13 protein-coding genes are annotated in these 15,590 nt (G+C 60.7%); 3 read left to right on the top strand and 10 right to left on the bottom strand.

Translation table 11 applies throughout. The features are described 5' to 3' along the window. Nucleotides 1-137 precede the first annotated feature (137 nt). On the top strand, nt 138-239 hold the full coding sequence (locus SB822_RS46870) for a SymE family type I addiction module toxin (protein ID WP_410857893.1): 102 nt from the start codon (nt 138-140) through the stop codon (nt 237-239). Between the two features lie 33 nt (nt 240-272). Here SB822_RS46870 and SB822_RS46875 read toward each other — a convergent pair whose 3' ends face one another. The 8 genes from SB822_RS46875 to SB822_RS46910 all read right to left on the bottom strand — a co-directional run bounded on the left by SB822_RS46875 (nt 273) and on the right by SB822_RS46910 (nt 11,009). Beyond that, nucleotides 273-602 carry a hypothetical protein gene (locus tag SB822_RS46875; RefSeq protein ID WP_131542572.1) on the bottom strand — a complete coding sequence of 110 codons (330 nt, stop codon included), beginning with the start codon at nt 600-602 and terminating at the stop codon, nt 273-275. Then, the gene (locus SB822_RS46880) at nt 589-1,299 is read right to left on the bottom strand and encodes an RHS repeat domain-containing protein (RefSeq protein WP_410857894.1); all 711 of its coding nucleotides are present in this window, start codon (nt 1,297-1,299) and stop codon (nt 589-591) included. Before SB822_RS46880 ends, SB822_RS46875 begins: the two co-directional genes overlap by 14 nt. Nucleotides 1,300-1,442: 143 nt before the next feature. After that, entirely contained in the window at nt 1,443-1,763 is a 321-nt protein-coding gene (locus SB822_RS46885; RefSeq protein WP_410857895.1) for a hypothetical protein, read from the bottom strand. Continuing rightward, nucleotides 1,760-2,179: a hypothetical protein gene (locus SB822_RS46890; protein WP_201762735.1), complete on the bottom strand. Its 420-nt coding sequence runs from the start codon at nt 2,177-2,179 to the stop codon at nt 1,760-1,762. The genes SB822_RS46885 and SB822_RS46890 overlap by 4 nt, the downstream gene beginning before the upstream one ends. A 115-nt stretch (nt 2,180-2,294) precedes the next feature. After that, nucleotides 2,295-2,705 (bottom strand): hypothetical protein, encoded by a 411-nt coding sequence (locus SB822_RS46895; RefSeq protein WP_114222592.1) that lies wholly within the window; start codon nt 2,703-2,705, stop codon nt 2,295-2,297. After that, entirely contained in the window at nt 2,698-7,638 is a 4,941-nt protein-coding gene (locus SB822_RS46900) for an RHS repeat-associated core domain-containing protein (protein ID WP_410857896.1), read from the bottom strand. The genes SB822_RS46895 and SB822_RS46900 overlap by 8 nt, the downstream gene beginning before the upstream one ends. A 141-nt stretch (nt 7,639-7,779) precedes the next feature. After that, complete coding sequence (locus tag SB822_RS46905) at nt 7,780-10,674, bottom strand: type VI secretion system Vgr family protein (RefSeq protein WP_410857897.1); 2,895 nt, start codon at nt 10,672-10,674, stop codon at nt 7,780-7,782. 77 nt (nt 10,675-10,751) lie between these two features. After that, nucleotides 10,752-11,009 (bottom strand): PAAR domain-containing protein, encoded by a 258-nt coding sequence (locus SB822_RS46910; protein ID WP_007742210.1) that lies wholly within the window; start codon nt 11,007-11,009, stop codon nt 10,752-10,754. Between the two features lie 362 nt (nt 11,010-11,371). Here SB822_RS46910 and SB822_RS46915 point away from each other — a divergent pair, with 362 nt between their 5' ends. Next, a complete protein-coding gene (locus SB822_RS46915) occupies nt 11,372-12,550 on the top strand; it encodes a TIGR03118 family protein (RefSeq protein WP_410857898.1) in 1,179 nt (392 codons plus the stop codon). Between the two features lie 105 nt (nt 12,551-12,655). Here the strand turns inward: SB822_RS46915 and SB822_RS46920 are convergent, their stop codons facing one another. Then, the gene (locus SB822_RS46920; protein WP_079488355.1) at nt 12,656-14,161 is read right to left on the bottom strand and encodes an RNA polymerase factor sigma-54; all 1,506 of its coding nucleotides are present in this window, start codon (nt 14,159-14,161) and stop codon (nt 12,656-12,658) included. A 424-nt stretch (nt 14,162-14,585) separates the two neighbouring features. Between SB822_RS46920 and SB822_RS46925 the strand changes: the two genes are divergently transcribed. After that, a complete protein-coding gene (locus tag SB822_RS46925) occupies nt 14,586-14,924 on the top strand; it encodes a BON domain-containing protein (protein WP_007576590.1) in 339 nt (112 codons plus the stop codon). A 99-nt stretch (nt 14,925-15,023) separates the two neighbouring features. Here SB822_RS46925 and SB822_RS46930 read toward each other — a convergent pair whose 3' ends face one another. Continuing rightward, a complete protein-coding gene (locus SB822_RS46930) occupies nt 15,024-15,476 on the bottom strand; it encodes a PA2169 family four-helix-bundle protein (RefSeq protein WP_410857899.1) in 453 nt (150 codons plus the stop codon). Between the last annotated feature and the right edge of the window lie 114 nt (nt 15,477-15,590).

Below are 15,590 nucleotides of genomic sequence, written 5' to 3' on the forward strand. Positions count from 1 at the left end.
TCGTCTTCAACCTGCACCTCTGAGTTCTCTTCAAATGATGAAAATTCAGAGGCGACAACTAGTGTGACGCCGGGGGCTTCCAGCGCAACTGGAACCGACCGTTACATCTGCGAACCGAGCCGCCGCTTTATCCGTGGATGAAGCTCGCCGGACGGTGGATCGAGACCGCCGGATTTGCAGCAGGGCAGCGCGTCAGGATCAACGTTGAACACGGACGCCTGAACATTACCGCCGAGTAAAAGCATGAAGGGCCGCGTATGCGGCCCTTCGTGCTAACGCAACGTTTGGGGAACCTGAACGTCAATAGCAACAACGGTTAATAATGGCTCGTCGTTCCATGCGGAAATAAAACTAAACTCCTTGAACCCATCCGCCGGTTCCTCTGCTGCTCTACATGTCTCAACGAGATACGGGCTCTCAGCACTCTCGGCCAAATGCGACAAATCCTGTCCTTCAGGAGAAGTCGCTTTCATGCCAAGAACCGTATGGAAGATAACTTCGAATGCTCCTCCATCAGTCCGTATAAGGACAGTTAGACAATTTCCTCTGTAAGAGAACGTCTCAATCTGACCATCGGCAACAAGTACCTCACTGCTTTTCATTTTTTAACTTCCCGGAACGTTTTCTCCCGGAGTGAAGCCAGTACCGCTTCCTGGCGTGTAGCCATCCGGTTTTGAATGTGCCAGTTAATCCGTGCGGATCGATCCATTGCACCGGGTTGGGCGCATACGCATACAGATTGATGCCGCCGCGCAGCCCAATCGGATCCCTACTTATGAACCGCCCCGCATGCGGATCATAGTACCGATACCGGTTGTAACACAGCCCCAGTTCCTCATCATGATACTGCCCCTGCGCCCGTATCAGATTCCCGGTTTCCGCCGCCTCCCCATTGGCCAGCTTCGCACCCCTGAGCGCGCCCCACGCCCGGTACCGCCCCAGCCACACCACCTTGCCCGATTCATCCACCAGTTCCTGCGGCGTCCCCAGATGATCGTTCTGGTAAAAGTACGTCGCGTGCCGCGTGCGCGCCTTGAGCGTGCGTCGCCCGAACGCGTCATAGCGCAGCAGCACGGTCACCTCGGGCTGCACGTTGCCCGGCACGAACCGTACACTGTCGGCGGTCCGCACGTGATGATCGACCTCATGCGCCGCGGGCGGTCGCGCATAGCGCCGTGCCTCCTTCAGGCGACCGGCCACATCCCACCCATACAGCCATGTCAGCTCGCCCGCTTCCCTGCGCCGCGCAAGATTCCCGTGCGCGTCATACTCGTACGTCGCCCCGAAATACTCGCCCATTGAGTTGTCGAGCCAGCTCGCCGGCGATGGGTCGAGCAAGCGGGGTTTGAAGCAGGGCTACACGCAAAGGTCAGCGTTGAACAAGGACGTTGACCATTACCGGAGGGCAGACCCACAAAGAACTGCGTCAACGGCCCTCGCATTTACTTCACAAACGAATCAATGTCATCAAGAGCATCTTGCGCTCTTCCTGACAGAGACTCATTACTAAGCTGGTGTTCCAAGACCGGCATCACCTTTTTTCGGTTTATCTGCGAGTACATTCTTGCTACATGCCCAATGCACGTAATACCCAAGCCCCTAACATCCTCATCCTTCCCACTTTCAATCGCTTCAATGCACTTGTCTTGAATCCACTCGGGATCGTCGATGTTGAAGCACAGATACATAAGCGCATCGATAACGATATTCTTATCAGTAGATTTCAACAGCCTGTCAAGCTCTTCCTTGCTGTAATGACTCATTTTATTCTCCCTTTGCTCGTGACCTTCCCGGCCCTTCTCAGCGCAGATTGTTGATCATTATGCAGATCACACCAGCAACGCACGTGTCCGTGGAATTCTTCATCCCCGTTAGCATGCGTTCTTGTCTTGTCCATCACAACAAGCTCATCATTTGCGGTATCAACGCCTACGCGCCTCGGCGACGTGTCTTTGACCTGTACTGAGTTATCAAGGGCAGCTTGTCCATTAGCTGGTGCCTTACTCTTGACGGCGTTATCTGTAGTTCCGTGATACGGCGCGTCTTTGTAAATACGTGCCAAGCCAAGCGGATCAATCCACGTGACCGGATTGGGCGCATATTGATAAACATTGATCCCACCCGCCAACCCATCGGGTCTTGCCAGCGGCACGAACGTGCCCGGCTCGTACAGATACACCGACGCCGCCTGCCACGAAGCAGCGCGTCAGGGTTACGGTTGGTCGGGGACGGCTGACCATTACCGCCGAGTAGAAGAATGGAAGGCCGCTTTCGCGGGCTCGTGGATTTGTTACTCAAGCAATGCTTGGCAAATGAATTTTGTTCTGTTCCAGTATCTGCATCGTCTTATCCAAGAATTTCAGCGGCAAATCTGTACTTGCGCCGTATAGGTCAACGATTCCGACTTCGACCACACTATCAACTAGAACCGCAAATTCGTTCAACCCTTCTTCCGATAGCGCAGATTTAAGACTCTCAGGGATCGGATCACCTCGTCCGTTCAAGCCAAGCAACGCTCCTCTTGCATCCCATACGGATAGATTCCGGCTTGCAAGAATGGAGTCAAGATGATCTAACAATTCAGTAACAGCCGGGTGCGAGATATCTTTGATCTCACAATAGCGACGCAAACAGGAAGACGCATAAAGCTGCTTACTCTCGATAGAGCAGCTTGCCAATTTTACGAGAAGCTCATTTCTATTCATGGTGACTGCATCGTTGAATCAGGTTCATATCGAATTTTCTGAGCAGCGGATTGCATACTGAACACGGTAGCTTATCTGCACCATGAACCCCGCTCGTACTGTTTTTCCCACGCACGTTCGCGACAGAAATTGAGGCCCCGGTTAGATCGAGACCCTTGTTCCTTGCCCTGGATATTGCATTCACCTCAGCGCATTGAGCATCGAACTCATTAGGTGGAATGTCCTTTAACGCATCTTGAACCTCGGGATTGGTAACTCCCCCTTGGTTTCGCCCAACCACAATACGACCGTCTTGGGAAACGATCACGGCTACTGTATTCGGCCGCTGTGACGCGGGCAACCTTTGAGCCTTATCAGCCAATCTACCAGCGAGTGTCCCACTCAATCCGAGCGGATCAACCCACTGCACCGGGTTGGACGCGTATTGGTACTCATTGACCCCACCCGCAATACCAATCGGGTCTTTACTGATAAACCGCCCACTGTGCGGCTCATAGTACCGATGGCGATTGTAGTGCAGCCCCAGTTCCTCATCATGATACTGCCCCTGCGACCGTATCAGATTCCCAGTTTCAGCCGCCGCCCCATTGGCCAGCTTCGCACCCCTGAGCGCGCCCCACGCCCGGTACCGCCCCAGCCACACCACCTTGCCCGACTCATCCACCAGTTCCTGCGGCGTACCCAGATGATCGTTCTGGTAAAAGTACGTCGCGTGCCGTGTGCGCGCCGGATACTCAACAAAGCGCCCATCCGTGCCCGTAGCCGGATACGCCGCCTGCTCCAGCGTCTCATCCAGCCGCGCCAGCGGCACGAACGTGCCCGGCTCGTACAGATACACCGACGCCGCCTGCCACTGATACTGCCTCACCCCCAGCGTGTGCTGGCGCTGCGCCACGGGTAACGCGTACGCATCATCAGAGTCCTCACGCACCAGACGCACACCACCATACGTACGCAGCCCCTCATCCCTGCGCCCCGCCGGCGCCTCATGAAACCGCTCCTCAAGCAGCATCAGATCACCGTCCCACGTAAACACCGTGCGATCGATACCGCCGCCCGCGCGCTCCACTTCCTTGAGCGTGCGTCGCCCGAACGCGTCATAGCGCAGCCGCACGCTTACCTCGGGCTGCACCTTGCCCGGCACGAACCGCACACTGTCGGCGGTCCGAACCTGATGATCAATCTCATGCGCCGCGGGCGGCCGCGCATAGCGCCGCGCTTCCTTCAGGCGACCCGCCGCATCCCATTCATACAGCCATGTCAGTCCGCCGGGCTCCCTGCGCCGCGCAAGATTGCCGTGCGCGTCATACTCGTACGTCACCCCGAGATACTCGCCCATCACGTTATCGAGCCACTTCGGCAGCGACTTACGCCACGCCTCCACCTTCTCGCGATCCTGCACGCCGCGCGCATCGTGGCGCGAGAACGGCTTCTGCCCGGGATGTGCACGCATCCACTCCGCATCCTCGGCCGCTTCGCGTGCGTACCGTGCCGTGCGCTCGTGTTCCGTTTCCAGCCCGTCCGGATACGGCGGGATCTTCGCCGGATCGACCGGGTTGCCGGCAGGATCGAACGCAAAGATCTCCGTCAGTTCAGGCGTCACCGCCTTCAGCAACCGGCCCACCGGGTCATAACCGTATTCCGACGCGCCACGCGTGCGGTCGTCGATGCGTGCCAGTTGCCCAGCCGCGTCATAGCGCAGCCGACGCTCCGCGAGCCACTCATGTTGCACGGACGGGTGTGCCGCCATCACCGAGAAACGCGTCAGACGCCCTGAGGGATCGTATTCGCGCTGCTGGCTAAACCCCGCATGTACCCGACCCGTCTCGCGATGCAGCCGGTCGCGCTCGAAGTCCAGCAGCGGCCGCCCATCGAGCAGCACGCCATGCACATGTCCCGACCCGTAGCGAAGCCAGTCAACAGTGCGGGTGTTAGGCAGTGTCGTGCGGATGCGGTTGCCCAGTGCGTCGTACTCATGCCGCGAGACCGTGACGTACGATTCGCCGAGAGCGAGGCTGACGTGCTGCTCCTCGGCAACGAGATGGCCCGCGTCGTCGTAGTGAAGGCGTACGGTGCTGTCTTCCGTCTGCGCCGTGGTGAGTCGCCCGCGCAGGTCATGGAAAAAGCGCTCGCTGACTGCGCCGTTCGGCCCGCGCATATCACGCTGCGTCAACCTGCCCAGCGCATCGCGTGTGTATACCGTCCACGCGTCGCCCTGACGCGACTGTGCGAGCCGGCCTGCCGCGTCGTACCCGTACTGCGTGACGCTATCGTCGAATCCCGTCTCCTCAACCAGCCGCCCGAGCGCATCGTAGCGAAACCGCATCGTCTCGCCGTTCTCGTTGCGCAGTTGCGTAAGACGCCATTGACGATCGTAGTTGTACGCAAGCATGCGGCCTGCCGCGTCGGTACGCGAATACGGCTGGTGATTGCCGTTGTAGCTGTAGCGCGTGACCTGGCCCGCACCGTCCGTATAGGTCGTGAGGTTGCCTTCGGCATCGTAGGCCAGCCGCTCGCCGATGCCATCCGCACGCGTCACCTGCAGCAACTGGCCGCGGGCATCGTGACGATACGACGTCACCTGCCCAAGCGCGTCCGTACGCGCGAGCAGATAGCCGCGCGCATCGTATTGATAGCGCGTTTCGTAACCCGAACAGTCCCGCGCCGACACGAGACGCCCTGCGCCGTCATAGGCAAACTCGCGCGTGCCGCCCTTCGGGTCCGTCAGCGCGATCAGCCGCCCGCTGTCGCTCCAGCGGTAGCTCGTCGCGCCCGCGGCGTTCGTCACCGATGCGGGACGGCCCAGCGCATCGTAAGCGGTGTGCGTCACGTCGCCTGCCGCGTTCGTGACCTGCACGGGCAGACCTGTCGCGTTGTATTCCGTGCGCGTCGTATTGCCGAGCGCATCGGTGACGGCGGCGATACGGCCCGTTTCGTCATAAGCAAACCGCTCGATCTGGCCCGCGCCGTTTTGCATCGCAATCAGCTGGCCGCGATCGTCCCAGGTATAGGTGTCGCGCGATCCGTCGGGCTGCTCGACCCGCACGATCTGGTTGTGATAGTCATAGCGATGAATCGTCGCATGACCATCGGCATCGGTGACCTTCGTGTACCAGTGCTCGCGGTGGTACTCGAAGAACAGTTCGGCGTAGCGCTCGTCTGGATAGCGGTCGTTACAGCGCCATTCGTGCACGCACTTCGCATCGGCGGGCGCGGGCGCGCCCGCGCGCCGGGCAGGCCAGTCCCATTCGAGACAGGTCGCAAAGCCGTTGAAATCGGTGTAGCGGGTAAGCAGATGCTGTTCGTACGCATAGGTCCGGCGATGACCTAGCACATCCGTGTGCGCAATCAGGTCGCCTTCGCGACTGTATTCGTAGCGCGCGAGCACATCGAGCGTACCGCCTGCGGCATCCAGGCGCCGGATCGCTGTCACCCGTCCGTCGGTGTAATCGAGTGCGACAGCGAGGCCGTGCCCATCCGACAGGCCGGCCAGCTCGCCCGCCGCGTTATAGGCGAGCGTCACGCCCAGGCCATCGCGTCCAATGCGAGCCGTCAGAACATAGCGGCGCACGGAAGGTGTCGCATGCAGTTCGTAGTCTTCACGCGAGCCGTCCAGAAAACGCAACTGCACTCGCCGCGTGTCCGGGCGGCTGACCGTCATCTGCTCGCGCGGCACGTCGAGCGCCTCGCCGATTGCCACGCGCGGCAGTTCGACCGCGCGGCCATCGGCGTCGAAATAAGTCAGTACGTCTTCCTGCCCGGTCAGCGACAGGTGATATGGGCTGCTCCAGCGCGCGCCCAGCGCGCTGCCGTCGTACGCGACGAGGCTCGAACGATAGAGCCGCGTCCACACAATGGGCACTACACCATCGAGCGCGAAGTCGGTCTGCTCGAGGTTCTCGTCGCCCATCGCGTAGTTGATCGAGCCGCCGCCTTTCACGGGCGGGCAGCCGCAGCCGTTCTTCGCCGGCGTCCGGCTGGCTTCGGCGCCCTGCTGCGTGCGCTGCTCGTGGGTTCCGGGCTTCTGGTCGGGTTCCGTTCGCGCGCCCGTCGACACCTGCGCTTCGTGCGACGGCGCGGGCTGATGCGGCTCAGGGTTTGCGCCGCCCTTGTGCCCGGCGGGAGGGTGCACGCCTTCACCATGCGGCAACGACGCCTGCGGCTCGGACAGCTTGCCTCGGTGGCCGATTGCCTGAGCGATCTGCCATGCCATGCACGCCAGCGATCCGGCCTCCCCGACCGTGCCGATCGCCTGGCCGATCATCGCCGGCGTGTTGCGGTCGAATTCGGCAAGCCACGCCAGGATCTTCGATTTCAGGCCCGTATGACTGAGCAACTGATCGAGCGCCACCAGCGCGATATGTTCCTGCGAGGGCACCCACGAGAAGAATCCATCCTTCTTCCCGACGCGCTCCATCTGATCCTCCACCGAGGTCGGGTCCTCGATGAACCGCGCGAAGCTGCGGCTGATGGTGCGCAGGCCATTGATGATTTCATTCTTCCAGCTCTCCAGATGCTTATCGAGCGTCAACATGAAATCCTGGGCATCGCCTCCCGCCGCCGCCCACAGCATGTCCACCGCGACGCCCAGCCCACCCGACGCAAATGCCAGCAGCACATCCTTGACCACCGCGCGCGCCGGGCGGCTCGCATTGCCCGCGCCGGGAATGACACCGATTGCGTCGATGGCGAGCACGCCCCAGTGCAGCACGTTCTCCGCGTATTTCTTGCCGCTTGCGGGGTCAGGCTCATTCCTGAATAGCCGGTACAGGTCCGTCCCCACATCCGCGAGCGACATCGCGTTGCCCACCAGCGGGACCATATACAGACACTGGATAAAAATCTGCTGCGCGTGATCCTTCACCGATTCGACGGCGACCCGCTTGAGCTCGGGCTGTGCCGCGACGGCTGCGGCCGGGACCTGGCTTATCAACAGACGGCGCTGCTCTGCGTTGCTGTGGAGGACGGCCGGAACCGCGGCGGCCGCGGTAACCGTGCTGGCTGGAACTTGCGATGCCATATTCAAGGTGCGTTGTTGTTCTTTATCGAATTGCGCGAGATGCCGCCAAACGGCCTAGCGCATTGTTCTTGCGAGCGAAACCGGCGATTGGCTATGGATTTCTCCAAAACCGGATGACGGCTGGCCGACCGCGTGGCCCGCTTGAGCAGCAAGCGCGCCGATCGCGGCCTGGCTCGCAGCAGCGCTGCCTCCCATCGCTGCCGTCGCGGCGGCCGACACAATTGGGCCCGCGACATCGGCCGGCACGCCGGCTGAATGCATCGCCGTGCCCGCAACCTGCGCGAGTGCATCGGCGCCAGCGCCTCGACCGGGCTTGATCGCACCATCGATGCCGCCGCCGGCCGCCGCCCCGACCAGGGCAGGCGCCGCAGAAAGGGCTTGAGCCGTCATGCTCGGCAGCGCAGGTGTGTCCCCGCTGGTCGTGGTCTGCGGACGCCCGTCGGGGTCCGCGAATCTGCGGCTTTGCGACTCGAACGAACCGTCCTCTTCGAAGTACTGCACGCGACCGCCACCTCGCGGGACGTCTGCAACTGTCGCCTTGCCATTGGCATCGAGACGACCTGCCCGGGAGCTTCCGTCCGGAAAGACAATCTTGTATTTCGCGTTCTTTACCGGGTCGCCATTGGGATACGTGTGCCACAACTGCATGCCTGTGTCCTGCTGCGTCGGCAAAACAGGCAATGCAGCGTGTTGCGTGGCCGAGCCGCCGATGCGCAACGGCCCCTTCAAAGCGATCTCTCCCGCACTGCCAATCTCGACCTGTGAACCCTCGAGCTTGATATACGCGCCACCACACATCAATATCAGCGACTTGCTCGCGTTCAACGTGACCGTATCTTGCGTGCTGGATATGGAAACGCCTTTTAGTGCCGTGAGTTCTAGCGCGTCGGACTGGGACTGCATCTCGACCTTGCCTTTACCCGAAAAAAGCTTCATTCCCTGCGCGTTCGCGTACAGCGACACCGCATTGCCGGCCGCGACCGTGTAGTTGCCGCCAACAGCCGCATCTGCATTCCCGCCCGCCGTCGTGAACAGATGGCCTCCCGCCGCGATCTGCATGTGTTCGCCGCTCGTGAACGCCATGCCGTGCGGGGCGGAAGCGAGAATGACGGCCTGCTGGAGGTTCCTGATCTGACGATCGAGCAAGTTCTGTTGTTCCTCACATGCCGCAACGACCGCCTTTGCCTGGGTCACGGACTCCGAAAGGCTTCGCATCCGGGCATGGGCCGTCGACAGTTGCTGCTGGGCCTGCTGCATGTCGAGCGCCTGTCCCTCTGCCTTGCTCTGGGCGTCCGCGCTGATGAAGATGCCTTTACCGGCGCGTAATACGCCCCAATCGTCCGTGCGCAATTCATATCCGTCGCCGCGCTGTTGCCTGTTGCGATCGACGAGAAACCCCATGTTCAATTGCGTCTTGCCGTACTCGGTGGCAAGCTTGACGCCCTCCTGGCCCTGCCAGTCCTCCATGCGCAGCTTGTTGTTGCTTTGCGTGCGGATGACATTGCGCGAGAGCCATCTGTCGTCGCTCGTCACGTGGTCGGTCGACTGACTGTTGTGCATCGCGTGCGCGATATAGGGCCGGTCGGGATTGCCATCATGAAAGGCAACCGCTACCTCGGTGCCGTCGATGAGCGGAAAGTGAAAACCCGTCTGCAGCGCCCCGGCGAAAGGTTTGGCAAGGCGCAATGGCACGCTCTCTCCGCCCGGACTCCAGGTCGAGAAATCCAGATCGAAACGGACGACGTAATACCCTTGCTGGGTGAGATACGCGTATTTGTATTGCCCCGGCGACGTCACGCGCGCGCTCAGCGTGCCGGTGATCTTCGGCCATCCGGCTTCATCGCATTTCAACCGGAAACGCCGATCGGCTGGAATCGCCTCATACCTGTTGGTGTACGCCTCATCACGCGAGCCACGGTGTGAAACGGCGATAATGACCTGCCCGTTAGGCGCATCCGGCAAGACCTCATCCGTGTGCAGCACGCGCGCCGGCCGTAGTCCGACGACATTGCTCTCGCCTTCATAGAGAACCTGCCACGCAACTTCGACTTCGTGGCGCAGTTGCGCTTCCCACTGCGCGCCGTTCCCGTCCTGATGATGCGTACCCCAGATGTACTGCGGGCCGTATGTCGTCTTGTCATCGCGCGACACGTTGGCTTCGGCCTTGAATCGCTCGAATGCCTGGTCGGGATTGTAGTCAGCCACCGTGACCGATTGCGCGATCGTGCGGGCCGCCGTCCTGAGCGAGAACACAGCCTCGATGCCCGCCTCCAGTCCCGATGTCTCACGGTATGGCACGTGCAGCGCAGGCGTGTAGATATAGTGGTCGACGTCGTCGCAAAAATTCAGCACGTCGCCGTGCTCACCCTCGTTGATCTGGCAGAAAATACCTTCCTTCTGCATCAGCATCTGGACGTACGAGAGGTCGTCTATCTGGTAAGCAAAGCGGAATGCGTGCTGCGGGTATTGCCGGCGCAAGGTGAAGCTGAACTGGTGGCCCTTGAAGCCATGCTCGCGCAAGATCGATTCAATGATCTCCGGCGCGCTTTGATGCTGAAAGATCCGGCTCGCACGGACCCGCGCAAGCTTTGCAAAATGCGCTTCGACGACCATCTCGTAGCTGCTGAAATCGTGCGTCGTCTTCAGTTTCGTGAAACGCGTGAGCCACCCCGAAAACGCCCTACGGTCCCCATCCAAGGGAACGATCGAGAATACGGCATCCTTGCCAAGATAGTCGGCGCGCGGCAGACCCTCGGGATGCGTGAGCCTGATCGTGACGCGCCACGGTTCGCCAAGCTTTTCCGTGGCTTCGAACGATACGACCGATAGTTGCGATGCGCTTGCCGTCCCGGGCACATCGAGAAAGTAAGTCTGACGTCCAGTCTCTGAGCTGCGGTTCAGCATTTCGCCAACCGTGCCACTGCCCGCTTCGATCATTCCACGTTTCATGACTTCGCTATTTTTGTTACTACTGGTGTTGATGCCCGGGGATGTGGCCTCTTCGCCTCACGAATACTGCAGGCGCCCTATCGGACAGACGCGAACGATCCGCCTGCAATCACCGAGCAACCGCAGGCACATCGATGTCCATCGAGCGCAACCATCCTGCCGTTGTCCAGCACCATGTCGGAACCTTCGATGATCTCGTTGACTCCGTGCATGGGACATGAAATCAGATCGAACTGCCGTGCCACCTGACGCCCCAGCACGAGCATCGTGCTGGAGCCGGTGATAATGAATCCGCCATGCGTGTTCGCGTCGCCGACGCAAGCAATAGATGTCATCTGAACGCCCTCATAGCTTGCCTGTTGATCCGGGCAGAGGAACACCGATCGTTCATGGCCAGACTCGATCCTGGCCGGGATCGCCTCCCTCGCCCAGAACACTAACCTGGTAGATTTCCGTTGAGTATGGATTTATGTAAAAATTGATTAGGATGATTAATCTATAGAAAGGAATTACGTCGACCTAGCACGCCTTCCATTGAAACGCGGCGCAGCAAAAACTTTTCGATGCAGCGGAATATTTTCGCGGCCGCTTCGTTACTCGCCGGAATGTGGAAAACACATCGCCGACAGGGAATAAACCCCACCCCCACCCCGTTCAATGACCGTCACGACCTTTCGACAAAGCAAGGAGTGCGGTCATGAAGTCTCTATTCGAGGTGTTCGGCATCGCAGCCTGTGGCGCGGCTTTAGCGACGCTTGTTTCATGCGGCGGCGGTTCCGGGTCGAACAATATGAGCACGCCTGCGGTGTCGTCGTTCACCGCGGCGGCTCTCGTCTCCGATGGCGCCGTGTCCGCGCCCCACACCGATCCGAACCTGAAAAACCCCTGGGGCGTTGCATTCAATCCGAAAGGCTTCGTCTGGGTCGCCGACAACGCCACCAATCTCGCAACGCTCTACGACGGCAACGGCGTGCCGCAATCGCTCGTCGTCACGATACCGGCAGGCACCAACGGCGACGCAGCACCCACGGGCATCGTGTTCAACGGCACGCCAAGCTTCACCGTCACGCAGAACGGCAAATCAGGCGTCGCGGCCTTCATCTTCACGGGCGAAGGCGGCACGATCACGGCGTGGGCGCCCGCTGTCGGCCCGACCAATGCCTTCACGATGTACGACGATGCCGCAGGCGGCGCCGTGTACAAAGGGCTCGCGCTCGCGGCAAACAATGGCAGCAACTTCCTTTATGCGACGGACTTTCATAACAACAAGATCGACGTGTTCGATACGAACTTCACGAAGGTGACGATGCCCGGCGGCTTCAAGGACAGCGCCATTCCAGCCGGTTTTGCACCGTTCGGTATCCAGTTGATAGGCTCGAACCTGTTCGTCACCTACGCGATGGAGGACACGGCCAAACATGACAACGTGGCGGGCGCAGGCCTCGGCATGGTCGATGTATTCGACACGGCGGGCAATCTCAAGCAGCACTTCGCGACGGGCGCACCGTTGAACGCGCCGTGGGGTATCGCGCAGGCACCGAGCAATTTCGGCACGTTCAGCGGCGCGATTCTGATCGGCAATTTCGGCGACGGCACGATCAACGCGTTCGATGCGTCGAGCGGCAAGTCGATGGGACCGCTGAAGTCGTCGAATGGCAACACGATCGTCGAGCCGGGCTTGTGGGGCATTGCGTTCGGCAACAACCTGAGCAACCAGCCTTCGAACACACTGTTCTTCACAGCCGGGCCGAATGACGAAGCGGACGGCGTCTATGGAAGAATCGATCTGAATCCGGCTTCCAGTTCGGGCACGGGCAACAGTTCGGGCTCCGGCACGGGCACAAGTTCGAGCGGCGGTGTGGGTATCGGCATGTAGCGCTCTGGCCTTTCTTTCTTCACGCAAAACACAATGGCCGCTCCTTCAACGAGCGGCCATTGTGTATCTCACGTATGTCGCGCTTTACGCACAAGCCAGCGGGCATCAAACCTGTCGACGCAACTCCGCAGGCGGCACCTTCATCAGATGGCGGTACTTCGCCACCGTACGGCGCGCAACGAGCACGCCCTGATCGGCGAGCATCTTCGCGAGCGCCACGTCGGACAGCGGATCACGCGCGTTTTCCGCGGCGATCATTTCCTTGAGCAGCGCACGCACGGCCGCTGCCGAACACGTGCCGCCGCTCTCCGTACCCAGCTCGCGCGGGAAGAAATGCTTGAACTCGAAGATGCCGCGCGGCGTCGCCATGTACTTGTTGCCCGTCGCGCGCGAAATCGTCGATTCGTGCAGGCCGAGTTCTTCGGCTACGTCGCGCAACACGAGCGGTTTCAATGCGATCTCGCCGTACTGGAAGAACGGCTTCTGATGCGCAACGATGCACTCGGCTACGCGCTGAATCGTTTCGAAGCGCTGCTGCGCGTTGCGGATCAGCCAGCGCGCTTCCTGCAACTGCTGCGCGAGCGGCGAGCGGCTCGCGCCTGCCGACTGCGCGAACAGTTCCGCGTACATACGGTGAATGCGCGCGCGCGGCAGCACAGCGGGATTCACGGTCACGACCCACTTGTTGCGCACACTGCGCACGATCACATCCGGCACGATGTAATTGTCATCGGCGCGGCCATATGAATTGCCCGGCTTCGGATCCAGCTTGCGCACGAGCGCGCACGCCACGCGCAATTCCTCGGCATCGCAGCCGATCTGCTTTTGCAACTCGGCATGCTCGCGGCGCGCGAGACGGTCGAGATGATGCTCTACCACCTGCTTCGCCACGTCGCGGCCCGGCGTATCGGCGGGCAACGCATCGATCTGCAGCGCGAGACACTCCGACAGCGACCGCGCCGCGAGTCCCGGACGGTCGAGCGTTTGCACGAGCCGCAGCGCGACCAGCAAATCGTCTTCCGTCAACGCGGGTTCGATGTCGAAGACGTCCGTGAGATCGGCGAGGTCCTGGCGCAGATAGCCGTCGTCATCGAGTGCTTCGATGATCAGGCGCGCCACTTCGCGGTCGCGGTCCTCGAGCCGATAGAGACGCAACGCGTCGTGCAACTGCTCGTGCAGCGTCGGTTGCACGCGCGCCCATTCGGTCGGGTCGGCGGCATCCGAATCGCCGTTGTAGCGCGACGGGCCACGGCCGTAGGCGTCGCCTGAATAGTCGCCGCTTGAATAGTCGCCGCTTGAATAATCTCCGCCTTCATCCGACGAGGACGCAACGCTTTCTGTAGCCGGCTCCGCCGACGTGCCTTCCATCGCGTTGTCGCGTTCGTTCGCAGGCAGTGTTTCGCCGTCGGCGCCGTTGCTCTCGGCCGTCTTGCCTGCCGACAGATCTTCCGAAACAGACGGGTCGTATTCGAGGAAGGGATTGGTGTCGAGCGCGTTGCGCAGTTCCTGCTGGAATTCCAGCGATGACAGTTGAAGCAGACGCACGGACTGCTGCAGACGCGGTGTGAGCGCGAAAGTTTGCTTCGCGCGTAGTTCGATTGTAGGCGGCATACAGACTCTTCCTGTGATTGTTCAAACAGCTTCGCGCCCTACCTACGCAACTGTCGTACCAGTTTTCGCAACTGTCTGTTTTGATTCGCCTTTGTGTTGCCGAGGCGCACGCCGCGTGCCCGTTCCCCGCGCGCATTTTACAAACGCTCTGAAATTCGAACCGAATCATGCGGCATCGGTGCGAACGCCCGGACAACGCTACACGCGACGACATTCAAACCGTGACGGGTACGACGCTTGCTGACCGTCTCACAGGGACGCGCCATTGAGCAGGATCGAAGCGCGGCGCGTCCTGTGTCGGCGACGGACCAGACGGAACCGCGGCGGCAGTGTTCTTTGGTCGGGTCATCGGCGGCATCGAGCCGCGATCGATCGCACGGACAACAGGACCGCAACCCTGATCATCAACCGAGAAGGAGAAACCATGAAAACCATCCAGTTCCTCAAGGCCGCAGGCAGCATTGCATGTGTTGCATTCGCACTGAACGCTACGGCGCAAACGACGGCCTCCGCGCCGCCCGCCACTTCCGAGAGCGTTGGCCAGCATATCGACGACGGCACGGTGACCACCAAGGTCAAGGCCGAGCTGCTCGGCGCGAAGAACGTGAAGTCCACGCACATTCACGTGAAGACCCGCAAGGGCATCGTCTGGTTGTCGGGCTCGGTGCCATCGGCTGACGACAAGACTGCTGCGCAGGATGTCGTGCAAAACGTGTCCGGCGTGAAGGGTGTGAAGAACCATCTGAAGATCGCAGCCGATTAAGCGTTTGACGCTTGGGCGTGTTTAACACGCTCGCGTTAAAGCGTTAAAGCGCCAGAGGCCGCCCTTGATTGGGTGGCCTCTTTTTCTTTGCTGCCGTGCTCAGCCTTTCATCGCTGCGTACTGATCGCGCATCGCGCGAATGCGGTCATGGTTTTGCAGCACGCCGTGATATAACCGCTCGACCACTGCGCGCACGTTTGCTGGCAGGTCTTTTTCGAGCGCTTCATGAAAGCGCTTCTTCGCGGCGCCCTCGCCCTTTTCGCAATCGGCGAGAATCGCGTGATCCGCGCGGCTGCCTACGGCCGACTTCACATCGAGCCATCCGCGATGCAATGCGCCAGCGACGCTGCCACCGCCCTCCGGTTTGCCGCCCAGTTTCAACACGAGGTCTTGCAGTTCGCGCGCGCATCGCGTGCAACGGTCCGCGCTTTCGAGCAACGCGTCCTTGACGCTCGCGTGATTCGCGTCCTCGGCGGTTTTCATGAAGCCGCGCTCGCCGTCCTTCGACGTCTCGATCAGACCGTTCAGCACGGCAATGACATTCGTCGTCATACGTTGCTCCTTTCCGTTATGCGTGGGATGCGAGCTGTTGCGCACTCGTCATGCCCGATCTCCAGGCGTGCGTGTCGTCTTTGCCATTGCGGCGAGTAATTGCTTCCAGCCGGA

The organism is Paraburkholderia sp. SIMBA_054 (assembly GCF_046534875.1).
Taxonomy (GTDB): domain Bacteria; phylum Pseudomonadota; class Gammaproteobacteria; order Burkholderiales; family Burkholderiaceae; genus Paraburkholderia; species Paraburkholderia hospita.